At 40.9% G+C, this 21,661-nt stretch carries 21 protein-coding genes; 11 read left to right on the forward strand and 10 right to left on the reverse strand.

Going from position 1 to position 21,661, the window contains the following annotated elements:
* The first annotated feature begins 39 nt into the window (after nt 1–39).
* Entirely contained in the window at nt 40–1,206 is a 1,167-nt protein-coding gene (gene devC, locus L6494_RS02985; RefSeq protein WP_237995768.1) for an ABC transporter permease DevC, read from the forward strand.
* Between the two features lie 65 nt (nt 1,207–1,271).
* The gene (locus L6494_RS02990; RefSeq protein ID WP_237991382.1) at nt 1,272–1,967 is read left to right on the forward strand and encodes a DevA family ABC transporter ATP-binding protein; all 696 of its coding nucleotides are present in this window, start codon (nt 1,272–1,274) and stop codon (nt 1,965–1,967) included.
* 137 nt (nt 1,968–2,104) lie between these two features.
* On the opposite strand, the gene L6494_RS02995 is transcribed toward L6494_RS02990, so the two are convergent.
* Together L6494_RS02995 and L6494_RS03000 are read right to left on the reverse strand one after the other, a co-directional pair.
* A complete protein-coding gene (locus L6494_RS02995; protein ID WP_237991383.1) occupies nt 2,105–2,296 on the reverse strand; it encodes a hypothetical protein in 192 nt (63 codons plus the stop codon).
* A gap of 199 nt (nt 2,297–2,495) precedes the next feature.
* The gene (locus L6494_RS03000) at nt 2,496–3,200 is read right to left on the reverse strand and encodes a response regulator transcription factor (RefSeq protein ID WP_237991384.1); all 705 of its coding nucleotides are present in this window, start codon (nt 3,198–3,200) and stop codon (nt 2,496–2,498) included.
* A 566-nt stretch (nt 3,201–3,766) separates the two neighbouring features.
* Between L6494_RS03000 and L6494_RS03005 the strand changes: the two genes are divergently transcribed.
* Together L6494_RS03005 and L6494_RS03010 are read left to right on the forward strand one after the other, a co-directional pair.
* Nucleotides 3,767–6,103 (forward strand): NACHT domain-containing protein, encoded by a 2,337-nt coding sequence (locus L6494_RS03005; RefSeq protein ID WP_237991385.1) that lies wholly within the window; start codon nt 3,767–3,769, stop codon nt 6,101–6,103.
* A 126-nt stretch (nt 6,104–6,229) separates the two neighbouring features.
* Nucleotides 6,230–6,685, forward strand: coding sequence for a rhodanese-like domain-containing protein (locus L6494_RS03010; protein WP_237991386.1), 456 nt, complete (start codon nt 6,230–6,232; stop codon nt 6,683–6,685).
* Between the two features lie 192 nt (nt 6,686–6,877).
* Here L6494_RS03010 and L6494_RS03015 read toward each other — a convergent pair whose 3' ends face one another.
* The 3 genes from L6494_RS03015 to L6494_RS03025 form a co-directional block, all read right to left on the reverse strand.
* Complete coding sequence (locus L6494_RS03015; RefSeq protein ID WP_237991387.1) at nt 6,878–7,507, reverse strand: ribonuclease H-like domain-containing protein; 630 nt, start codon at nt 7,505–7,507, stop codon at nt 6,878–6,880.
* A 65-nt stretch (nt 7,508–7,572) separates the two neighbouring features.
* Nucleotides 7,573–8,118, reverse strand: a complete 546-nt coding sequence (locus L6494_RS03020; protein WP_237991388.1) for a CAP domain-containing protein — start codon at nt 8,116–8,118, stop codon at nt 7,573–7,575.
* A 356-nt stretch (nt 8,119–8,474) separates the two neighbouring features.
* On the reverse strand, nt 8,475–9,182 hold the full coding sequence (locus L6494_RS03025; RefSeq protein ID WP_237991389.1) for a CAP domain-containing protein: 708 nt from the start codon (nt 9,180–9,182) through the stop codon (nt 8,475–8,477).
* Nucleotides 9,183–9,928: 746 nt separating this feature from the next.
* Between L6494_RS03025 and L6494_RS03030 the strand changes: the two genes are divergently transcribed.
* Nucleotides 9,929–10,402, forward strand: coding sequence for a hypothetical protein (locus tag L6494_RS03030; RefSeq protein ID WP_237991390.1), 474 nt, complete (start codon nt 9,929–9,931; stop codon nt 10,400–10,402).
* 112 nt (nt 10,403–10,514) lie between these two features.
* On the opposite strand, the gene trpB is transcribed toward L6494_RS03030, so the two are convergent.
* Nucleotides 10,515–11,756, reverse strand: coding sequence for a tryptophan synthase subunit beta (gene trpB, locus L6494_RS03035; RefSeq protein WP_237991391.1), 1,242 nt, complete (start codon nt 11,754–11,756; stop codon nt 10,515–10,517).
* A gap of 165 nt (nt 11,757–11,921) precedes the next feature.
* Between trpB and L6494_RS03040 the strand changes: the two genes are divergently transcribed.
* Nucleotides 11,922–12,269, forward strand: coding sequence for a translation initiation factor (locus tag L6494_RS03040; RefSeq protein WP_237991392.1), 348 nt, complete (start codon nt 11,922–11,924; stop codon nt 12,267–12,269).
* 97 nt (nt 12,270–12,366) lie between these two features.
* Nucleotides 12,367–12,525, forward strand: coding sequence for a YqaE/Pmp3 family membrane protein (locus L6494_RS03045; RefSeq protein WP_237991393.1), 159 nt, complete (start codon nt 12,367–12,369; stop codon nt 12,523–12,525).
* Between the two features lie 294 nt (nt 12,526–12,819).
* On the opposite strand, the gene L6494_RS03050 is transcribed toward L6494_RS03045, so the two are convergent.
* Entirely contained in the window at nt 12,820–13,605 is a 786-nt protein-coding gene (locus L6494_RS03050; RefSeq protein ID WP_237991394.1) for a fasciclin domain-containing protein, read from the reverse strand.
* 457 nt (nt 13,606–14,062) lie between these two features.
* Between L6494_RS03050 and L6494_RS03055 the strand changes: the two genes are divergently transcribed.
* The 3 genes from L6494_RS03055 to L6494_RS03065 all read left to right on the forward strand — a co-directional run bounded on the left by L6494_RS03055 (nt 14,063) and on the right by L6494_RS03065 (nt 18,209).
* Nucleotides 14,063–14,854: a glutathione S-transferase family protein gene (locus L6494_RS03055; RefSeq protein ID WP_237991395.1), complete on the forward strand. Its 792-nt coding sequence runs from the start codon at nt 14,063–14,065 to the stop codon at nt 14,852–14,854.
* A 71-nt stretch (nt 14,855–14,925) separates the two neighbouring features.
* Nucleotides 14,926–16,665 (forward strand): helicase HerA domain-containing protein, encoded by a 1,740-nt coding sequence (locus tag L6494_RS03060; RefSeq protein WP_237991396.1) that lies wholly within the window; start codon nt 14,926–14,928, stop codon nt 16,663–16,665.
* Nucleotides 16,666–17,225: 560 nt separating this feature from the next.
* Nucleotides 17,226–18,209: an RNA polymerase sigma factor, RpoD/SigA family gene (locus L6494_RS03065; RefSeq protein WP_237991397.1), complete on the forward strand. Its 984-nt coding sequence runs from the start codon at nt 17,226–17,228 to the stop codon at nt 18,207–18,209.
* 73 nt (nt 18,210–18,282) lie between these two features.
* Here L6494_RS03065 and L6494_RS03070 read toward each other — a convergent pair whose 3' ends face one another.
* Together L6494_RS03070 and petC are read right to left on the reverse strand one after the other, a co-directional pair.
* Nucleotides 18,283–18,945, reverse strand: coding sequence for a GIN domain-containing protein (locus L6494_RS03070; RefSeq protein WP_237991398.1), 663 nt, complete (start codon nt 18,943–18,945; stop codon nt 18,283–18,285).
* A 461-nt stretch (nt 18,946–19,406) separates the two neighbouring features.
* Nucleotides 19,407–19,943: a cytochrome b6-f complex iron-sulfur subunit gene (petC, locus tag L6494_RS03075; protein ID WP_237991399.1), complete on the reverse strand. Its 537-nt coding sequence runs from the start codon at nt 19,941–19,943 to the stop codon at nt 19,407–19,409.
* 339 nt (nt 19,944–20,282) lie between these two features.
* On the opposite strand from petC, the gene L6494_RS03080 reads away from it, so the two are divergent.
* Nucleotides 20,283–20,504, forward strand: coding sequence for a DUF4079 domain-containing protein (locus L6494_RS03080; protein ID WP_237991400.1), 222 nt, complete (start codon nt 20,283–20,285; stop codon nt 20,502–20,504).
* A 74-nt stretch (nt 20,505–20,578) separates the two neighbouring features.
* On the opposite strand, the gene L6494_RS03085 is transcribed toward L6494_RS03080, so the two are convergent.
* On the reverse strand, nt 20,579–21,655 hold the full coding sequence (locus tag L6494_RS03085; protein WP_237991401.1) for an RNA-guided endonuclease InsQ/TnpB family protein: 1,077 nt from the start codon (nt 21,653–21,655) through the stop codon (nt 20,579–20,581).
* Nucleotides 21,656–21,661 lie beyond the last annotated feature (6 nt).

Here is a 21,661-nt window from a genome sequence, read left to right on the forward strand (position 1 = left end):
TTTTGAATTGATTTGTCCCCAATCCCCAGTCCCAAAATGATGTTTCAACAATTGCGACGGCGGACACCTTTAGGTTGGCTGCAATTAAGTCATGAAAAAAGTCGGCTGTTAGTAGCATTGTCAGGTATTGCCTTTGCGGATTTACTGATGTTTATGCAGTTGGGATTTCAAGCGGCGTTGTATGACAGTAACACTCAACTACATCGCAGTTTGCAAGCCGATATTATTGTCATCGGTTCACAAACCCGTAACCTACAACGCATCTCTACTTTTTCTCGACGGCGACTATATCAAGCAATGGATGTAACAGGGGTAAAATCAGCCGAAGCTATGTATGTGAGTAACATGGTGTGGAAAAATCCCCAAACCCGCCGCGATACGGAGATTTTAGTTATTGGTATTAATCCTAATAGGCCTGCTGTTAATTTCCCTGAAGTTAACGCCAAACTCTCAGAAATTAAGTTACCAGATACAGTTTTATTTGACCGTGCAGCTAGAGGAGATTATCAAGAAACCATTGCCCAATTAGAACAGGGTCAAACCGTCAAGACAGAATTAGAACGGCGTACAATTGCCATTACTGGTTTATTTAAATTAGGAGCTTCCTTTGGGGCTGATAGTACCCTAATTACCAGTGATCAGAATTTCTTGCGCTTCTTTCCTCGTCAACAGGCTTCTAGTGTCAGTTTGGGTTTGATTCAGTTAGAGCCAGGGGTGAATATTCAGCAAGTACAAGCCGCATTACAAGCACGTCTTTCACAAGATGTCAAGGTACTGACCCATCAGGAATTTATTGAATTTGAAAATAATTTTTGGCGTACCAATTCCCCCATAGGATTCATTTTTAGCATTGGGGTATCAATGGGCTTTGTAGTGGGTGTGATTATTGTCTATCAAGTCTTATCTACAGATGTTAATACGCACCTGAGAGAATACGCCACCTTCAAAGCTATAGGATATCGCCATTACTACTTGCTAGGTGTGATATTTGAAGAAGCGGTGATTCTAGCGTTATTAGGCTTTATCCCAGGGGTGGCGGTATCTTTAGGACTTTACCAATTAACCCGTACTGCTACGAACTTACCCATCTACATGACCCTAATCCGGGCATTGCAGGTATTGATACTAACTATTATTATGTGTGCAATTTCCGGTGCGATCGCTACACGTAAACTCCAAGCCGCCGACCCCGCAGATATGTTTTAGACAAGGAAGCCTAAAGAAGTACAAAGATTCTTCTTTTTTGAATTTTGAATTTTGAATTTTTGATTATGTTCACCGTCATTTCCATTCGGAATCTCGACCACTCCTTTGGTCATAGTTCACTCCGTAAGCAAGTTTTATTAAATATCAACTTAGAAATTAACCAAGGTGAAATTGTAATTTTGACCGGGCCTTCTGGTTCTGGTAAAACTACATTACTGAACTTAGTTGGTGGATTGCGTTCTGTCCAGTCTGGGAGTTTACGAGTATTAGGTAGAGAACTCTGTGGTGCAGATGCGGAAAAATTAGTCCAGGCGCGACGGAATAACGGCTATATATTTCAATCTCATAACTTACACGGTAGTTTAACAGCACTCCAAAACGTCAAAATTGGTTTAGAGTTACACCAGCACATTGAACTAGAAGACATACAAACTCGCGCAGTGCAGATTTTAGAGCAAGTAGGGTTAGGAAGTCGTCTACATTATTATCCCAGTCAACTGTCTGGAGGTCAAAAACAACGAGTGGCGATCGCTCGTGCTTTAGTCAGCCATCCCCAAATTGTCTTAGCAGATGAACCCACAGCCGCCTTAGATAGTCAATCTGGTAGAGATGTAGTTAACCTCATGCAAAAACTCGCCAAAGAACAAGGCTGTACAATCTTGATGGTGACTCATGACAACCGCATTCTTGATATTGCCGATCGCACTGTACACATGGAAGACGGTAAATTAGTCAATGGAACTCTAGCCAAAACCAGCTAATAGCCCATATTTTTCTTGTTGAAAATTCCCTCTCAATTCCCCACGTCTTCACATACTCGTCGTAGTTTTGTCATATTCCCGCCATAACTCTCTGGCATACTTAGTAATGTATTTGGTTACAAAATGCTTTTTTTGGGTTACAAGGTAGGTTCTTCCTGCCTTTTTTTATTTTCCGATTCTTCTGGTAATAATTGTAACTCTAGCAACTCTGAACACCTCTTTACCCGCCAAGGATACTCATTGAAGAAATCTTCTTCGGCTGTAGCGTAATAATTAGAAACCTGTTCAGCATTGATTCTATGCTTATTTGAGGCTTTGGTAGACACCATATTCCCTGAGATTTTTGGTATTAGTACCCAAAACTAACACCGATATATATACGTGAGCCTCAATATAATTACTTATGAACAACTTGAGTATTCATTTACAAATCTATTGCAACTATCAAAACCAAGAATGTGAACGAAGTGCAGCAATCAGCTTGATACTATCAACACTAGCAGTATGTCTGGATATCACAATTGTCTTTTATTCAGGGATTTCAAACTTGTAACCGTAGCCGCGAACAGTTTTGATAAACTCAGGGATACTCGTATCAGTTTCTAACTTTTTGCGTAGCTGACCGATGTGTACATCAACTACCCGTCCATCTCCCACATAGTCACAACCCCAGATTTTCTGGATGAGTTGGGGACGACTCCAAGCTTGACCGGGATGACTTGCTAAAAAATGTAGGATATTAAACTCTAACGCTGTTAAATTTAGAGGTTTTTCATTCAGGGTGACTTCCCTTCCATCTGGGTTAATTGCTAGCTGGTTGAAAGTTAGACGCTGAGATGGAGATTGTTTAATAGAGCGGATGCGCCTTAAAAGAGCTTGGACTCTGAGTTCTATTTCAGCTAGACTAAACGGTTTAGTTATAAAATCATCAGCACCAGCAGCCATGATTTTAATTTTATCCGTTTCTTCTGTCCTCCCAGTCAGAATCATCACTAAGACATTATTTCGACTCTGCATTTCTTGACAGAGATTGTAGCCACTGGTATCTGGGAGATTCCAGTCGAGAATAACTAAAGCTGGATCAAATTGATCAAATAACGCCAGAGCCGTTTTACCATCAGCCGCCGACTCAATTTGATATTTGCGACTTAAAAAGCGATATATAAGGTTACGAACACCAAAGTCGTCGTCTACAACAAGAATTTTAGGATTTGAAGCGGTCAGCATCACCATAATGTTCCAGCCTAATGTTGATTTGGCAATTAATTAATTTTGCTGTCTGTAAAGCTCCTGAATGAGAAGCTACCCTGGAGGTGTTTGATGCTCCACTTGCTTCTCATGAGGGGGTGTTTATTCCCGCCTACTTCTGCAATTACGTAGAGTTACAAGCAGTTGTCGCTATACATTGCCTCTGTACTACTGAGCTACACTTAATTTTCCATTAAATTTCTGAAAAGTTCAGCTATCGTATTGCATACCAAATGTATGAGTTTCGTATAAGTTTAGTATGTTTTTATTCTTGGGTGCTATAATCGTGAATCTTCACAGTTAAGAGAAATTTTGACTTTTAGTGTGTTCCTAAGTGTGTTTCTCTACCGATTAATCATTCTCTAACTGCTGGTGAGTGGCTGAAAAATTACAGCCATGAAAAAATCACCTACGCAATCTACCTAACATACCTTACTCCTAACTACCCGATGAAGAATCTTTCTCCGGGTATATACGAGTTATGGTCAAGATGGCATCTACGTATAAAAACTTACATTTTTTAGCATTTAATCATAAATGTAGCTGGGAGTATGACAAGCCGAGGACTGAAAGCTTCACCAGAAGGGATTAAAGCTGCAAAAACAGCTTTAACTGATAAAACCTTGAGTCAGCAAAAATTAGCAACCGCTTTAGGGATCACACGCCAACCAGTTTCCAAGTTTTTCGCGGGTGAACCAGTTTCTCGCAGTTGTTTTGTCCAAATTTGCCGACAGTTGGGACTGTCTTGGGAACAGGTGGCTAGTTTACATGAGGATTGGGTATCTAAAGGCACTCCGCAACTACAGCCTAATAGTTTTAACCTCAATACTTTGGTGCAGGAATTGCGGCAAAAATGCCAAGACAAAATTCAAGACCAGTGCAATACTGTACAAATGTTAGATATTGCACGGGCAATACCATTAGATCAAATTTACACTCCTGTCAGTGTTTTGGAAGAGATCCCCAGCCAGCAGTGGCGTGAGATTTCTGACTTGTTGCAATACTCACCTTTAGAGCCTAATTTTCACCAACTGGAACAAAGCAACCATCACAAAGCATTACCAGGGTTAGAAGCCGGATTGCGGTACTCCAAGTTGATGGTATTAGGTAAATCTGGGTCGGGTAAAACAACATTTTTACAGCATTTGGCGATCGCCTGCAATCAAGCTAAATTTCAACCTCACCATGTCCCAGTATTTGTGAAGTTAAAGGAATTTGCGGAAGATGCAAACTATGAACAGCAATTCAATCTGGAAAAGTACATTAGCGAAGGGTTTTACTCCTGTGGAATTGATGAGGAAGCCACTTTAAACGTACTAACTAAAGGGAGGGTACTGATTTTACTGGATGGACTAGATGAAGTACCCCTAGACTATACAGATGATGTGATCAGAGAAATTCGCAAATTTAGCCAGATTTATTACAAGAATCAGTTTATTATTAGCTGTCGAATTGCTGCTCACAAATATAGATTTCCCGGATTTACTGAAGTAGAATTAGCTGATTTTCACGACCAACAAATAGAAGCTTTTATCAAAAACTGGTTTGTTGCAGTGGCTAATCAGTCTATGAGTAAGGCGGAGTCCACCAGTAATTTATTTCTCCAGCACCTAAACTTGCCAGAAAATCAGCGCATCCGAGAATTAGCAAGAGTACCCCTATTCTTACATCTCATCTGTTTATTATTTCAAGTTAAAGGACAATTTCCATCTAATCCAGCCAAATTGTATGAGCAAGTCTTGAATATCTTATTGGCTCGGTGGGATGAAATAAGAGGTATTAAACGAGATAGTTTTTACGCTAATTTGAGCTTGAATTCTAAAAAAAAGCTACTTGCTAAAATTGCTGCTATTACCTTTATCAAAGGCGATTATTTTTTTGAACAGGAAAAACTTCAGCAGTTGATAGCTGAAAATTTACCCATCGTAGCCAATCTTGCTCTAGAGAAATCGCAAATGGATTTAGATAGGCAATCAGTGCTACAAGGTCTATTATTTCAAGATGGTTTATTACTGGAGAGAGCCAGAGGAATATACTCCTTTTCTAATTTAGGATTATTAGAGTACCTAACGGCGAAAAATCTTGTTGAAAATTACCAAAATACAGATTGGGAATCATTAATAACCCATATCCCTGAAGCGTGTTGGTATAATGTTTTTCTGCTAACTATGGGTATGTTATCAAGTATTGATGAAACTATCAAGTTAATGAAAAATCAGGTTGATACACTTATAGTAAATGACCGTAAAATAAAAGAATACCTCATATGGTTAAACCAAAAAACTAATTCTGTGTATAAAGATAATAAAAATAAAGCTGCTGCTGTTCGCGCCTTTTATTTTATTTATGGTTACGGGTTTGAACTGACTGCAAGTTACAGCATAGAAGGGGATGTTATAGGAAATTTAGCTTTTAACCCAGAACTAGCATTAGATGATTTGCTGTTTAGCATTCTCAATTGTTTATATGAGTTAAAATTGGCTTGGAAAGATAATCTCGACATCATTTATGCTTTTAACCATGCTCGTATTTTGAGCCTTACTTTTGATGAAGCTATTGAATTAGTTTGGGACTTTGAATTTAAAGAAGAACTACAAAAACTCAAAAAACAATTACCTTGTACAGAAAGCAACTCAGAAAAATTCTATGCTTGGTGGCAGAATAACAGTATAATTTGGGAACAAGAAATAAGACGAAGTTTTATTAAATATCGTAATATCGGTTATGATTGGGAGTTAGATAATCGAGAAATAAAATTATTACAAGCATATTTCAATGCTAATAAATTAATTATTGATTGTCTTGAAAGAAATGTGAATATTAACCAGGAATTAAAACAGCAGATTGAGGATAACTTATTTTTAGCGATCGCTGACACTAAAACCTAACAAAAATCTGCTGTGTTGCTAAATCTACTTCTTTAATTCGCCATTATTCATACCATAGCAAGAGAAATTAACTCAAGAGAATTAGTTAAATTGCAGATAATGCAGTAAGCAAGTAATAGTTAAGTTATGAATAGCAATGTACTAGGCGGTGTTATTCCCCCACAGCCACCTATAAAAGCACAATCTGACGTTCATGCAGTGAAGTCCCGTCTAGAATGGGGTGAACCAGCTTTCACAATCTTAGATGTACGCGATCGCTCTATCTATAATCAAGGTCATATCATGGGTGCGATGCCCATGCCAATAGATCAATTGGTAGATCGCGCCGTACCAGCTTTAGATAAAAGCCGTGATATTTATATCTACGGTAGAACAGAAGAAGAAACCGCCGAAGCTGCAAGAATGCTTCGTTCTGCTGGGTTTACTCATGTCTCAGAACTTAAAGGTGGTCTAGCTGCATGGAAGGCTATTGGCGGCCCCACAGAAGGCATTATCGAATCACAAACCCCCGCAGGTGCAGATGATTATAATGTCGTTGATCGCATGAAAAATTATGTGGAGACACAACAAAAGGACGTGTAGAAATTAATTCGTAATTCGTAATTCGTAATTCGTAATTCGTAATTAATGAAACGAATTACGAATTACTATAGCGTTTCCTAATCAAATTAGATATATGATAGCCCCCTCCTCGCTAGCGGGGAGGGGGTTGGGGGTGGGGTTCTTATATCTCACTCAACCGAGAAACGCTATATTTAAATTTTGATTGCTTCTTTAATGCTCAAATAAATCTTTGAATTGTAATAAGTCCAAAGAAACGATTGTGGGGAGAACTTGAAAACATTGTTGAGCGAGTTCCCAACGTTCTTCTCGTTTGAGCATGGCGGTTAACTTTTGTTGTACGCCAATCAAATAGCGGACATCATTGGCGGCGTAATTCAGTTGAGCATCAGACAAATTACTGGCGTTACCCCAATCGGAACTTTGAGAACTTTTATCGAGTTCCACACCTTCCAACTCTTGCACCACATCCTTGAGTCCATGACGATTGGTGTAAGTGCGAGCTAACTTACTAGCAATCTTGGTGCAGAAAATTGGCTGGACATGAATATCCAAATAATAACGTAAGGTCGCAACATCGAAACGCGCAAAGTGAAATAGTTTCAGGACATTTGTAGCTTCTAGCAGCGTCTTTAAATTGGGAGCTGCTGTTTGTCCTTTAGCGATGCGAATAGCTGTGACTTGGCCTTGTTGGTTACACAGCTGAATTAGACACAAGCGATCGCGCTGCGGTAATAATCCCATAGTTTCGGTATCAACAGCCAGCACTTCAGACTGTAAATATTGGGACACAGCCTCATCACTCAAATCGCGATCGCTCACTTGAAAGTCTTGTAATGTCATGAATTAATTAATAATATATGCAGTCAGACATACATTATTATTGTGCAAAAACACCACAATGCCATCTAGCGAGTACGCAGAAAAATTTGTGTGAGATAAACTTCACCTTTCTGATTAGCCGCGACACCAATTCCTGTAAGATTATAATTACCTCGGATATTCTTTAAATGTCCAGGACTTTCTAACCAACCAATCACCGCTTGATTAGCCGGATCACTATATCCCCGGTTGAAAGCGAGATTTTCCGCAGCACTATTGTAACGAAGGGGAATAGCATAAACTCGCTCCTCAAATCCGTTATGACTAAATGGTGCTTTTCCTCTAGCCATGTTTCGACTGTGAATTCTGGCTTGGCGAGTGATGTTTTCATTGAGAGTCAGCTTTGGCAACCTCCTAGCTACTCGATATCGATTAACTTGTTCAAACACTGATTTTTCTAAAGCAGTAGTTTGAAACGCCGTAGAGCTAGCAACCTGAGTAGAAACAATCGACAACGGTTGATCCTCATTAGGTGCTTGTGTAGACGTATGGCCTGCTATGGGAGGAACAAGCAACCCTCCCGCAAGGACAAGCGTACTTAAAGCGATGCCAAAAGCAGTTTGTCGGGACATGCGAAATTACTTTGTGTACATACTATAAGACCTATACTCTAACTTCTCATCCTGGGAATATAGAACAGGATACTTTTGGAGATTCATAGAGAAGTAGGGGTGTAGGGGAGCAGGGGGAGCAGGGGGAGCAGGGGAGCAGAGGATATAAGAAATAATCTTTTGGCTTTTGAGTTGATTAGTCCCCAATCCCCAATCCCCAGTTATTTAATTTTGAATTTTGTTAGCGCAGCGTAAAGCCTTCTCTTCGAGAGGCTTCGCCAACGGCATAGCTTCGCTTAGAGCGAGTCATGCCTACGGCACGCCAAGGGCGAACGAGCGTCATTTTGAATTTTGAATTGATTTGTCCCCAATCCTTTTTAAGCACGCATGAAAATTTGCGTCAGATAAACTACGCCTTGGCCGTTAACTGCAACACCAATACCAGTCACATTCGTATTGCTTTTGATGTTAGCAAGGTGTCCTGAGCTTTTTAGCCAACTTTGCACAGCACTCGTAGCTGGGTCTCTGTCTTGGTTGTAAGCAACATTTTCATTAGCTGATTTGTAAGCAACACCACTTGCTTTAAATCGCTGTTCAGCACCCTGATGGCTAAATGGAACTTGACCACTAGCCATATTTTGGCTATGACCTCTAGCTTGCTCATCAATAGCAGAATTACGTGTGAGTGCTGGTAGATTTAGGGAAGCTCTGTATTGGTTGATTTGGTCGAAAACTGACTGTTCTATAGAAGCAGCATTAGAGTTAGATTGTCCACCGGAAGAGGCGGGATTTGACTGTTCACCGGAAGAGGCGGGATTTGATTGTTCACCGGAAGAGGCGGGGTTTGATTGTCCACCGGAAGAGCCGGGATTTGATTGTCCAGGACTATATCGTCTTTGGGGAAAAGATTTTACAGGACGACGATTGTATTGTCCTGGAAAATATTGTGCTAGATCGTACTTGATGGTTGAAGACTTTGGCTGAACAGATTGATTTACAGATTGAGTTTGTAAAGAAACAGCACTCGCTCCACTGGCGAGAACGAAACTTCCTAGAGCAAGACTATAAATTGTTGTCCGAAGCATTTTTCAAGCCATGTAGTTGTTGCAACCATCTAACCAGACCGTTATAAATTGAACAACCTCCCTCTGTGGTCATATCTCTTTGGTTATAGTTACCTAACTACGATTATTCTCTGATAACTTTTAAATACATAGTTTTTCATAAATGGGTAGCGATCGCTAATATTCATACTTTCCCAATATGAATTTACTCTGATATTAGTGATTCTCAATCAAGCTCAAATAAATAGGTTTACAAATGCCAAATTTGGATTATTAGCTAATACTAAATATTTCTATATATTAAAATAATAATTCTTAAAAATGGACTTGTTACCTTCTGGGCAAAGAAAGTAGCTCATCAAACTAATTTTAAACCCTAAATAAGCCCTAAATCAGGTAATAAAATTTAATTTCTCTCATTAAAGATTCATAGATTTAATAATTCGGTCTATATTAGTATAGTTTTAGGCGTTATATAGCAAACAATTAAATTATGAATAGATAAATTTGTTAGCCTTTTTAGCCATGATTATTTATTAGCCAAAAAATAATCAACTGCATAAAATGTGAATTTAGGTGCGACTAGAAACAATATTATTTCTCTGTGAGAAGTTATTAAAAAATATTAATAATCATGCGATAAGGCAGAATTCAAGTTGTATTAACCTCTGGATGAAGTTGAAAAAATTCTGACTTCATCCAGAACCTAAATTCTCATGTGATTTTTTGCCACTAATCAACAACACTAATTTGGAGAAGAGCCAGATATGACTTTTAAACGAACTATAGCAATGGGAGTGTTAATCGTAGGAATTGGATTTTCTGGGATGAAGCCAGTAAATGCTAATTCTCCAATAACTCCACAGCCTTCGTCATTTACCATTGCTCAACTCACAGAAGCAAATTCTCCTCTTTATGGAACATGGAAACTTACCTACAGTGTTGATGGCATTGTTTATGAAAGTATTCTGAGGATGGACGGCTATTTAGGAGCGATGAGAACCCGATATTTTCATCCCCTACGACGTAGAACTGTAGCCGTTGATCAAACAATGCAACTGAAATCTTCATCCAAAGGATTAGTGTTATTAGGATACAATCCCGTTGTTGCCGGGACAAGGAATCGAGCCGAGTATAACGCCGATAATTTTTTGTTTCAAATCAGCCCCAATGGTTCATTGCTGGTTTTTACGTGTGATGATGCCTTGCAATGTTCGGCGGTAGATATAGAAGCGATTTAATAGGGGTGTAGGGGTGTAGGGGTGTAGGGGTGTAGGGGTGTAGGGGTGTAGGGGTGTAGGGAAAAATTTCTTTTCCAGTCCCCAGTCCCCAGTCCCCAGTCCCAATCCCTATTTATGCAGGATTAAGAAACTTAGCTACAGTTTGTACATCCTTGTCACCGCGTCCAGAGCAGTTAATGATAATTCGGGGATTACCGCTTAGTTGGGGACACAGAGTTTCTAAATAGGCGATCGCATGGGATGTTTCCAAGGCTGGTATAATTCCTTCCAGCTTAGATAATCTTTGGAATGCTTCTAAAGCCTCTGCATCAGTCACACTGTAGTATTCCGCGCGACCAAGATCCTTCAAATAGCTGTGTTCTGGGCCAACACCAGGATAATCTAAACCCGCACTAATTGAGTGCGCCTCTGTCACCTGTCCATCTTCATCTTGTAACAGGTAACTCATCGCTCCATGCAACACACCAACTCTTCCTTTTGTCAAGGTAGCAGCGTGTTTTTCTGTATTGACACCTTCTCCAGCCGCTTCTACCCCTATCAACCTTACAGATGACTCATGTACAAACTCGTGGAATAGTCCCATTGCATTAGACCCACCACCCACACAAGCCATGAGAATATCTGGTAAACCGCCCCACTTTTCTACAGCTTGAGCGCGAGTTTCTTCACCGATGATGGCATGGAAATCACGTACCATCATGGGGTATGGATGGGGGCCAGCTACTGAACCTAGAATGTAATGCGTTGTTTCCACATTCGTCACCCAATCCCGGATAGCCTCAGAGGTAGCATCCTTGAGAGTACCTGTACCAGCAGCCACTGGGCGAACTTCTGCCCCCATCAACCGCATTCTAAATACATTTAAAGATTGGCGTTCCATATCGTGAACGCCCATGTAAATCACACATGACAAACCAAACCGAGCGCAAACTGTGGCAGTAGCAACACCATGTTGTCCTGCACCTGTTTCAGCAATAATGCGTTGCTTACCCATACGCTTTGCCAGTAATACCTGACCAAGAGCATTATTAATTTTGTGTGCGCCTGTATGATTTAAGTCTTCACGTTTTAAGTAAATTTGCGCCCCTGTGCCATCTGGACGGGCATAATGAGCAGTTAGACGTTCCGCAAAATATAACGGTGTGGCTCGTCCTACATAGTCTTTGAGCAGTTGTTGTAGTTCTGCTTGAAAACCGGAATCATGGCGGTATTGCTGATAAGCTACTTCTAATTCAGCTAAAGCAGGCATTAAGGTTTCCGGGACGTACTTTCCGCCAAAGCGTCCAAAACGTCCTTGTGTATCGGGAACTAGAGTTGTAGAGGGAGAACTTGGAGATAGGGGAGTGGTAGTCACGGAAATTATGTTGATGATGGGACAGCCTAATTATTATAAGTAAAGTCTGAATCAGAGAGAATATACTCACGCCGCAGGCATGGCTCTGATTTGTGATGTTAGTCTAGAATTTGATTCCTAGTACAGCTTGGCATTGCCTCTAAAGTCTTTCTCCATTGAAATTTTATGTCTTCTTCCAATTCCAACTCTGCCGACAAGCATTATACCTACCGCGAATTTGGTAATGACAACCCCGCCGCCACTGAAAGAGCAACTCCAGAATTACCGCCAAAACAACAAAATCTGAGAGTGCAAGCTACCCGTTCTGGACGTAAGGGTAAAACGGTTACAGTAATTACTGGTTTTCAAACCAAACCAGAAACCTTGGCTGATTTAGTAAAAACCTTAAAAACTCAGTGCGGCACGGGTGGCACAGTTAAAGATAATGAAATAGAACTGCAAGGCGACCATAAACAGAAAATTTTGGAAATTTTGATTAAGCTAGGCTATAAAGCTAAAATTAGCGGTGGCTAGTGCAGCTACGCGGAAGTCAAAAGTTAAAATTCAGGAATCAGAGCCAATTCTAGAGTAGTTATATCAAGAGCAGCAGTAATCTCACAAGGAGGTTGACATGGATTTAGTGCGGATTTTATGCGCGATTTTCTTCCCACCTCTGGGAGTTTTTTTACAAGTAGGGATAGGTAAAGACTTCTGGATTAATATTCTGTTGACATTCTTGGGTTATTTTCCGGGAATTATTCATGCGGTGTGGGTGATTGCAAAGAAATAATTCAAGGTTTGTAGTAAGGGCTTTACCTGCATTTCTCACAAACAGTAGGGGCGGGTTCACAGATATGCTCGAATCATTCACGAATATTTCGCTTAACCCGCCCCTACGGACTCTGGACTGAGGTTGCAATAATTGGTGAGAAATCCGGGTTTAGCCCTTGTTCTGGAAGAATTTAAGAAGGACTAAAGTCCTTACTACAAACTAGATAAAAGCCTCATTCAAAATAAAACTTGAATGAGGCTTTTACCATTTAAAGCTCGATTTTAGGCTAGCTATTCTAGCTTTGACATCAGCCTACAAATCGGGAGGTAAAATTACTTCGTCAATGGCATGGATTACACCATTGCTCGCTTTAATATCTGCCTGGCTCACTTTGGCATCATTGACAGTAACACCAGTTTTAGGATCAACTTTTACATTGATCGGACCGCCTTCAACACTTTTAACTTGGCCTGATTTTAAATCAGTTGATAAAACACTACCGGCAACAACATGATAAGTCAATACCTTGACTAATACTTCTTTGTTCTCCGGTTTCAGTAATTCTTCTAAAGCGTCTTGTGGTAATTTCGCAAACGCAGCATCAGTAGGTGCAAACACTGTAAAGTTATCTTTGCCTTGTAGAACGTCACTGAGTCCTGCGGCTTTGATAGCTTTGGCTAACACTGTAAAAGAAGGAGAAGACTCCGCTAATGCTAACAAGGTTTTGCCCTGAGTTTCAGTTGTTCCTGCGGCTGGTTTCTCAGGTGCGGTGGGTGTTGTTGCTGGGGGTGGTGCTACTTCAGTTGGTGTGGTGCGACTACCACGATTATAGGGAGGTTCGTTAAAGATGCTAGGTCTAGGATTGACCTTACCACTCCCTGGGGTTTGTGCTATCTGTTTTTTGTCGTTACCCTTGGTGAGTTCTATAACATTACCAGGGGTCGATAGACTCCGATTATAGTGAGCTTCTTGGAAAATACTAGGATTGGGATTTAAAACCTCTTTCGCACCTGATGGTAAGCTGATCAGGAGACTAACACCTGCTAGACTTACTACACTAGCAAAATTAGTTAGCAGTGTGCTGTAGTTGAGCTTCATAAATTTTGTTTGTTCTAATTTTACAGCGTTTACATTAAAGACTTATAACATCTTACTAGTAACAAAATCTAACCACGGCAGCAAGATTTTTGGGTAAAAATATGATTTCTCAGCTTTTAATCTAGCTTTAAAGCAGGTTAAGACTAATTGCCAGAATTTTTGAATTAGTCAATGACTCAGTTAAATTCAATACTAAACGGCTAAGATTTACTGTTGATGGCACATTATAGCAAATTTAATTCATGTTTGCTATTTTACGGAATAGCTGTAGAAATTGCTATGGTCATTGATAGGAAAAATTAGTTTTACTGAGATACCAAGAACTATAAAAAATGCCAAATAAACAATTTTTTGAGCAAATAAATTAGGTAATAATTAACTATTTACTCAGGAAATTTACTAGAACTGAAGATACAATTAGAAAGTTCATGAAATCATTAGTTACAGGGTATATAATATGTTGGAATTATACCAGTGGGAACTCTCGCAATACTCGGAAAAAGTGCGGCTGATTCTAGACTATAAAGGTTTGGAATACCGCAAAATTGAGGTGACACCTGGGATTGGACAGGTAGAGTTATTTCGGTTGACTGGGCAAAAGCAACTACCAGTATTAAAAGATGGTAGTAGATATATTGCAGATTCTACCGAAATAGCTAAGTATTTAGACTTAGAATATCCAGATCGTCCTCTGATACCACAAGACCCCAAACGCCGGGGTTTAACTTTATTAATGGAAGAATGGGCTGATGAGTCAATCGGTATCAAGGGCAGAAAAGCACTATTTTCGGCTATCAGTCAAGACCAGAATTTTCGTAAGTCTTTATTACCAACCTCCACACCGGATATCCTCAAAACTTTAGTAGAAGGTGTGCCGGGTGATTTTATGACAGTGTTGGGCTTTGGTGTAGGATATACCCCAGAGGTGATCAAATCTGCGATCGCAGATTTAAAACAAGACCTAGAAGCAGTCACCCTATTGTTAGCTGATAGTCCCTACCTAACTGGAGATGAACCCACCTTAGCTGATTTAGCAGTCGCAGGTTTATCTATACTATTAAAGTTCCCTGAAGGAGCTTACCTAGATTTACCAGTCAGTATTCGAGGTAAAGGTGTACCATCTATAGCAGACAACCCTGATTATGCAGCGTTTTTTGCTTGGCGCGATCGCATCTACACCCAATTCCGCAAACCATTAATCGGCGTTCCTCCCACTGGTTCTGCGCCAACTTCTATTCAGATTGATTAATTAGGGAATAGGTGACAGGTTACAGGTGACAGGGGGGGACGAATGGCTATTAACTCATAACCCAATTCCTAATGACTAATGAAAATTTGCCACAACCATTAGGTTCAGTAATCCAAGGTTCTTTGACTGGGGGTTTAGAAGTGCGATTACACCCCGATATTTCCGTTGAGGATATGCGGGTAGGTAAATTTCTAGTCGTCCAGGGGATGCGATCGCGCTTTTTTTGTATGCTGACAGATGTAGCATTGGGTGTAGCTAACGCCCGCATCATCGCTAGCCCCCCCGGTTGGGAAGACACGTTTTTACGAGACGTGTTAGCTGGTAGTGGAACATATGGGACGATTAACCTCTCACCCATGTTAATGTTCACCCCTGAATCTAATGAGTCTTTTTCCACCACAGATGGTAAATCAGTCAACCCCTTTGTCCCATCCTCTACTAATTTGGCTTCCTTCCAACCCCAAACTAGTACCACGATGGAATTACTCCCCGTGAAAACTATCCCTAGCCACTTTAGCCAAGTTTATGAAGCTAGCGTGGAAGATTTTCGGCGGGTATTTGGTTGGGAAGATGACCCCCAAAGGCGGAACTTTTCCATTGGGAAACCTCTAGATATGGATGTCCCGGTGTGTATCGATTTAAACCGCTTCGTGGAACGTAGTAATGGGGTGTTTGGCAAATCGGGTACAGGTAAATCTTTTCTCACCCGCTTACTCTTAGCCGGTGTTATCCGCAAAAATGCCGCAGTCAGCTTGATTTTTGATATGCACTCTGAATATGGCTGGGAAGCCGTAGCAGAGGGTAAAAACGTTAACACTGTGAAGGGACTCAAGCAGCTTTTTCCTGGTAGAGTCGAAGTCTACACCCTTGATCCTGAATCTAGCAAGCGTCGCGGGGTGCGAGATTCCCAAGAACTTTATCTGAGTTATGAACAAATCGAAGTCGAAGATGTAAAATTATGTAGTCGAGATTTAGGCTTATCGGACGCAGCTTTAGATAATGCCAACATCTTATATAGTGAGTTCGGCAAATCTTGGATTGTCCAACTGCTGAACATGACTAATGAAGACATTGAGATGTTCTGTGATGAGAAGCGGGGACACAAAGGCTCAATTATGGCCTTGCAGCGCAAATTATTGCGTTTAGATGGACTTAAATATATGCGGGCAGTTTGTCCCCAGAATTATATTAGTAAAATCTTACAATCCTTAGAGGCTGGGAAAAATGTAGTAGTAGAATTTGGTTCTCAGTCGAATATGCTTTCTTATATGTTGGTGACTAACATGATCACCAGACGGATTCATGAGCATTACGTCAAAAAGGCTGATAAATTCCTACAAAGCAAAAATCCCTGCGATCGCCCCACACCATTAATGATTACCATAGAAGAAGCTCACCGCTTCCTTGACCCAGCGATCGTTCAAAGTACCATCTTCGGCACAATCGCCCGTGAACTGCGAAAATATTTCGTAACACTTCTAGTAGTTGATCAAAGACCCTCTGGGATAGATAATGAAGTCATGTCCCAAATCGGCACTCGCATCACCGCTTTGCTCAACGATGAGAAAGACATCGACGCAATCTTTACAGGTGTTTCTGGTGCTGGTGGTTTAAGGTCTGTGTTAGCAAAATTAGACTCCAAGCAACAAGCCTTAATCTTAGGTCACGCCGTCCCTATGCCTGTGGTAGTAAGAACCCGTCCCTATGATGCCACCTTTTACACCGAAATTGGCGATACCGCTTGGGAAGAAAAACCAGACGAAGAGGTATTTGCAGCTGCTGAACTAGCTAAAGCTGATTTAGGGTTCTGAAAATAAATTGGGAATAGTCAACAGTTCCCACAGAGAACCTATTAACTACAATCCCCAATAAATAATTCCTAAATTTTACTGTTCGTAACTTCCCTCCATAATCTTGACCCACCCAGTTCGGTTATCTCCCTACTTCCATGCAACAGGAGAAGAGGTTTCCACGTCACTATAGATATAGTTAGCCGGGTGAAGGAAGTAAATTTTTTTAAAAAACAAACCATTTTGGATTATAATATATATCCATCTTCAGGCTACTTTACTATCTGCCTGATTTGCTCTACTATGAGATAAGTAGAACTCATACTGACTTCGGATTGAACAGTTGCCACTAGCAACTAAAAGAAAGAATTCTTGAAAACAACCCAGATTGCTTGTCAGAGATTCAAAAATGTAGGGAAGCTAGGGGAACATATCTCAAGGACGCGCCTTCTGAAAAATGGACATACGCAATTGTGGAAGTTTTGGTAGCGCGTCATGTTCTGTCATATTTGACTAATTTCCACTGTCAGATTTAGTTACTCAAGATTGATTGTGTTTAGGGAGTAGAGGATAACGCACCAATGCCTACTGTTAACACCCAAAATGAAGACCTGAACGCCAAATTCACGGCTGATATGGTGCGAACCTATCTGCGAGAAATTGGTAGAGTTCCCCTGCTCACCCGTGAGCAAGAGATTGTTTACGGGAAGCAGGTGCAGCAAATGATGACACTTCTAGACGCTAAGGAAGCCTTAGCGAAGGAGTTAGAACGCGAACCCAGTTTACCAGAGTGGGCTGATCATGTTCACCAATCAGAAACAGAGGTGAAACAAACCGTAGCTCAAGGTAAACGCGCCAAGCAAAAGATGATTGAAGCGAACCTGCGTTTAGTAGTAGCGATCGCCAAAAAATACCAGAAACGGAACATGGAGTTTCTGGATCTAATCCAAGAGGGAACTTTAGGATTAGAGCGAGGAGTAGAGAAATTTGACCCAATGCGGGGCTATAAATTCTCCACCTACGCTTACTGGTGGATTCGCCAAGCAATTACCCGTGCGATCGCTCAACAAGGTCGGACAATTCGCCTACCTATCCATATTACCGAGAAACTGAACAAAATTAAAAAAGTACAACGCGAACTAGCACAGACTTTGGGGCGATCGCCAACTCCGGCGGAAATTGCCAAAGAACTAGAACTAGAACCTGCTCAGATTCGGGAATATCTGAACATGGCGCGTCAACCAGTTTCTTTAGATGTGCGAGTGGGTGACAACCAGGATACAGAACTGCAAGAAATGCTCGAAGATGACGGCCCGTCACCAGAGTATTACACTACCCAAGAGTTCTTACGCCAAGACTTGAACACCTTGTTAGCTGAACTCACACCCCAACAGCGAGAAGTCGTAGCACTCCGCTTTGGTTTAGAGGATGGTAACGAACTGTCTCTAGCAAAAGTTGGCGAACGATTAAACCTCAGTCGTGAACGCGTCCGTCAACTAGAGCATCAAGCCTTAGCTCATCTGCGTCGCCGTCGAGCTAATGTCAAAGAATACGTTGCTAGCTAAATGTAGAGTCGTAGCCGTGCTACGACTCTACAAGGTGATGAGCCTCCTGAACCCCATTGGTGAGAAATATTAGCTACCGTTTTTTGACCGACCCCAGACCTCGACCAGATTCCCGGACTTGAGGAGAGCCAATATACTCTATTGAACCCACGCCGGATACAGTCGCATCTAACTGCTGACTGACATTAACCACCACACTCCCTACGCCCATGTGGCGAACCGTAGCTTGCTTAGTCTTGAGTCCTTCACCCTGAAAGCTACCGACTCCAGAAATATCTAGATCCAGCACATCAACACTACCTGCAATCGCTATGCTACCCACTCCATCAAGTGAAACTGACAACCGTTTACCTTGAATACCCTTGACTTCAATACTACCAACACCATCTATATTCAAGCTCTCTAGGCTCTTCACCTCCACAACGAACTCAATGGGCTGAGAGGGGTTCATATTCACATCTTTTGCGATCGTGAGATACAAAATGTTGTCAGCTACACGACTCTCTAGGAGAGGTAGAATGTTGTTGTCGGCGGTAATCGTGAGAGACTCTTTTCCCGTCTGCTGTATCGTGACTTTACCTACAGATTTACTATAAATGGATGAGAATCGACCTACTTCCCTAGATTCGGTCTTAATTATTCCAGAGCCTCTAAGCCCACCCAAACTGAGAGAGCAACCTGTTAACAGGCTCAAAGCTGTTAAACACGCAACCAAACCGTATAGCTTCGATCTCATGGTTTTGCCTGCTATATAAATCCTTATTCGTTCACTTTTCATCTAAAAGATTTCTGGAAAGCTTCTGGCTTAACACGAGGCGATTCTTGTATTTCATATAAGCAAAGTAACTAGCAATAATTATCAGAAATGCTGGAGCTGCAAGCCTTAACAATTCAAAATTCAAAATTCAAAATTCAAAATTAAAGACAGTTGGAGTTAGGGATTTAAACCCCAACTCAACTGATACTACGTGTAGACGTAGGGGTCTTAAACCCTTGAATTTACGATAAATTATTGCAAGATTCCTAACACCAGGATTGCTCTCCCGGAAGATTGTGCAGTGACTCTCGAATATTGGCTTTGATGAACCGATAGCCTACATTGCCGTTGAGTCTCTGCCGTCCTTCATTAAAAATTAGGGTGGGGCTGACTGTAACCGTATGTTCTTTAACTAATTCAAAATCCTGATCACTTCATTCTTAGACCCACCAGGGCTTCTTTCCAGTGCGAGGATCAGTATCCGTCCACGGCGAGATTAAAATGCTGTTGTTAATCACCACAACCTGGACAATCTTAAGCGGTAGAGGAGCTGGTCCACGCACCACCGTACCATCTGGGGCATAGCGAGAACCATGACAGGGACATTGAAACTGCTGATCCAAAGGATTCCAGGGGAAGGTACAACCTAGGTGAGTGCAGTTATCGACAAGCCCGATATGATCTAGGGTGTGATCTTCGTTAACAATCAGGTAGGTGGGTTCTCCTGCTAGACCTGCAACCAAGGCACGAGTTCCCGGCTGTTCGGCTAGGATTTGCGCTGCTGGGATTTGATTACCCAGAATATCCTTAGCCAAAATAGCACCTCCCGCTCCCGTTTTTTCTGCTGGAGCAATGAAGAATTTGCCAGCAGGATAGAGTGCAGCACCAGCAGTGACCGCAACAGTTGCTCCTGTCAGAAAGTTAAGTAGCTGCCGCCGTGATAGGGATGGACTTTCAATTGGAAGACTAGTGTCCATGATAGATTTCCTTAAAATTTGATGACTAAAGTTGACCTTATAACTGTAATCTCCAATATTGAATGGGCTACAAAACCCTTAAAAAATTCTTGAATGGGCTGCAAAACCCTTAGAAAACCCTTGGTCTAATTATGTAGGAAGTGACTCTCAAGGGATTGCATTTTTTCTTATCTTCTTTTTCATTATAACTCTTAAATAACTAGTATTTTTTAATATCAAGACTTATATTTTTCTTGTACATTTCATACAGTTTTTCCAGTATTCAAACATGATTTCAAACAACAGTATGCCATACTTTTTTGTGACTAATTCTTCATAGCTAATTTAGAAATATCTATTATGATTTCGGAAAGTTTAGCAGTTCTCAAGCCTTATCTCAGCTTTTTTCACCCTGTTACTATGTGGATCTTGCTGGTCGTTGCGCTCTATGCCATGTACCTGGGTGTGCAAGTCCGACGAATGAGGCTGGCAGACGGAGATATCAAGAAAGAACTGGTCAAAGGTAGATTCGCCATCCGCCATCACCAAATTGGCTGCTATATAAATCCTAGACAAGTCTAGACATTTATTTCTTACTTCACTGGGAGCATGGGAGCGGTTATCCCACCCTTCGGGAAGCAAGCTACAGTAAGCTTTCAAGGTTTAGCCAACCTCGATAAATTGATTGCAGCGTTTAAATCCCTGTCCATTGAATGACCACAACTACCACAGTTGTAGGTTCTTTCTTTGAGTGGCATATCTTGAATATGTCCACAATTGGAACAGGTTTTACTCGATGGATACCAACGATCTGCAATAATTATTTCACAACCAAACTTTTTAGCTTTATATTCCAACTGACGCTTGAACTCATGGAAACCGCAATCAGCAATGACTTGGGACAATTTATGGTTAGATAACATCCCCGAAACTTTTAAATCTTCTACTACTATTTTTGCGTGGTTTTTGCATAAGAAAGTAGTGATTTGATGGAGCGTATCTTTTCGGAGATTAGCTACCCTAGAATGATGTTTAGCGAGTTGAATTTTAGCTTTATATCGGTTGTTAGACCCTTTGCTTTTTCTGGCAAACCTTCTAGATAATCTTCTCAGTTTTTCTAGATTAGTTTTGTAATGTTTGGGATTAGCAAACACAACACCTGTAGAGAGTGTTGCCAGTTCCTTGACACCTAAATCAACGCCAACAACATCGTGTTGCTTAACGGTTGGTTCATGTTTCTGCTCGTAAGCGAAGGCAATAAACCAACTATCAGCAGTGCGTGATATTGTGATTGATTTACAAGTAGTGTGAGGTAAAATCTCGTAAGTTCTTACCCATCCAATCGTAGGCAGTTTTATTGATTTACCACCAACAGGAATAGGTTTACCGCCAGCATCAATAGTAAAAGAATCATGATGCCCTTTCTTTTTAAAGTTAGGATATCCACCTTTTCCACTAAAGAATCTAGAGAAAGAATCACCAAGATTATCAAAGGCGTATTGAGTTATTTTCTGACAAATACCAGTTTCTTTAATCCAGGTGAATTCTGGTTTAACGTGGTTGTTAAAGAACTTTTTTAGGAGATATTTGTTAGGCTTTAATCCATCTTTATAAAGGTTGTTCCAAGTAGCTAAACCCCAATTATAAGTAAACCTCGCAATACCAGCGTGTTTACTCATGATGATTTTTTGGTTTTGACTTAGTTTGAGCTTTGTTTTGATGGATAAAAGCATTGCTCG

This window comes from Nostoc sp. UHCC 0870 (genome assembly GCF_022063185.1).
GTDB lineage: Bacteria > Cyanobacteriota > Cyanobacteriia > Cyanobacteriales > Nostocaceae > Trichormus.

Excerpts from the sequence above, each read along its gene's own strand:
- devC (WP_237995768.1), top strand. The coding sequence starts at position 40 with ATGTTTCAACAATTGCGACGGCGGACACCTTTAGGTTGGCTGCAATTA.
- L6494_RS02990 (WP_237991382.1), top strand. The coding sequence starts at position 1,272 with ATGTTCACCGTCATTTCCATTCGGAATCTCGACCACTCCTTTGGTCAT.
- L6494_RS02995 (WP_237991383.1), bottom strand. The coding sequence starts at position 2,296 with ATGGTGTCTACCAAAGCCTCAAATAAGCATAGAATCAATGCTGAACAG.
- L6494_RS03000 (WP_237991384.1), bottom strand. The coding sequence starts at position 3,200 with ATGGTGATGCTGACCGCTTCAAATCCTAAAATTCTTGTTGTAGACGAC.
- L6494_RS03005 (WP_237991385.1), top strand. The coding sequence starts at position 3,767 with ATGACAAGCCGAGGACTGAAAGCTTCACCAGAAGGGATTAAAGCTGCA.
- L6494_RS03010 (WP_237991386.1), top strand. The coding sequence starts at position 6,230 with ATGAATAGCAATGTACTAGGCGGTGTTATTCCCCCACAGCCACCTATA.
- L6494_RS03015 (WP_237991387.1), bottom strand. The coding sequence starts at position 7,507 with ATGACATTACAAGACTTTCAAGTGAGCGATCGCGATTTGAGTGATGAG.
- L6494_RS03020 (WP_237991388.1), bottom strand. The coding sequence starts at position 8,118 with ATGTCCCGACAAACTGCTTTTGGCATCGCTTTAAGTACGCTTGTCCTT.
- L6494_RS03025 (WP_237991389.1), bottom strand. The coding sequence starts at position 9,182 with ATGCTTCGGACAACAATTTATAGTCTTGCTCTAGGAAGTTTCGTTCTC.
- L6494_RS03030 (WP_237991390.1), top strand. The coding sequence starts at position 9,929 with ATGACTTTTAAACGAACTATAGCAATGGGAGTGTTAATCGTAGGAATT.
- L6494_RS03040 (WP_237991392.1), top strand. The coding sequence starts at position 11,922 with ATGTCTTCTTCCAATTCCAACTCTGCCGACAAGCATTATACCTACCGC.
- L6494_RS03045 (WP_237991393.1), top strand. The coding sequence starts at position 12,367 with ATGGATTTAGTGCGGATTTTATGCGCGATTTTCTTCCCACCTCTGGGA.
- L6494_RS03050 (WP_237991394.1), bottom strand. The coding sequence starts at position 13,605 with ATGAAGCTCAACTACAGCACACTGCTAACTAATTTTGCTAGTGTAGTA.
- L6494_RS03055 (WP_237991395.1), top strand. The coding sequence starts at position 14,063 with ATGTTGGAATTATACCAGTGGGAACTCTCGCAATACTCGGAAAAAGTG.
- L6494_RS03060 (WP_237991396.1), top strand. The coding sequence starts at position 14,926 with ATGACTAATGAAAATTTGCCACAACCATTAGGTTCAGTAATCCAAGGT.
- L6494_RS03065 (WP_237991397.1), top strand. The coding sequence starts at position 17,226 with ATGCCTACTGTTAACACCCAAAATGAAGACCTGAACGCCAAATTCACG.
- L6494_RS03070 (WP_237991398.1), bottom strand. The coding sequence starts at position 18,945 with ATGAGATCGAAGCTATACGGTTTGGTTGCGTGTTTAACAGCTTTGAGC.
- petC (WP_237991399.1), bottom strand. The coding sequence starts at position 19,943 with ATGGACACTAGTCTTCCAATTGAAAGTCCATCCCTATCACGGCGGCAG.
- L6494_RS03080 (WP_237991400.1), top strand. The coding sequence starts at position 20,283 with ATGATTTCGGAAAGTTTAGCAGTTCTCAAGCCTTATCTCAGCTTTTTT.
- L6494_RS03085 (WP_237991401.1), bottom strand. The coding sequence starts at position 21,655 with ATGCTTTTATCCATCAAAACAAAGCTCAAACTAAGTCAAAACCAAAAA.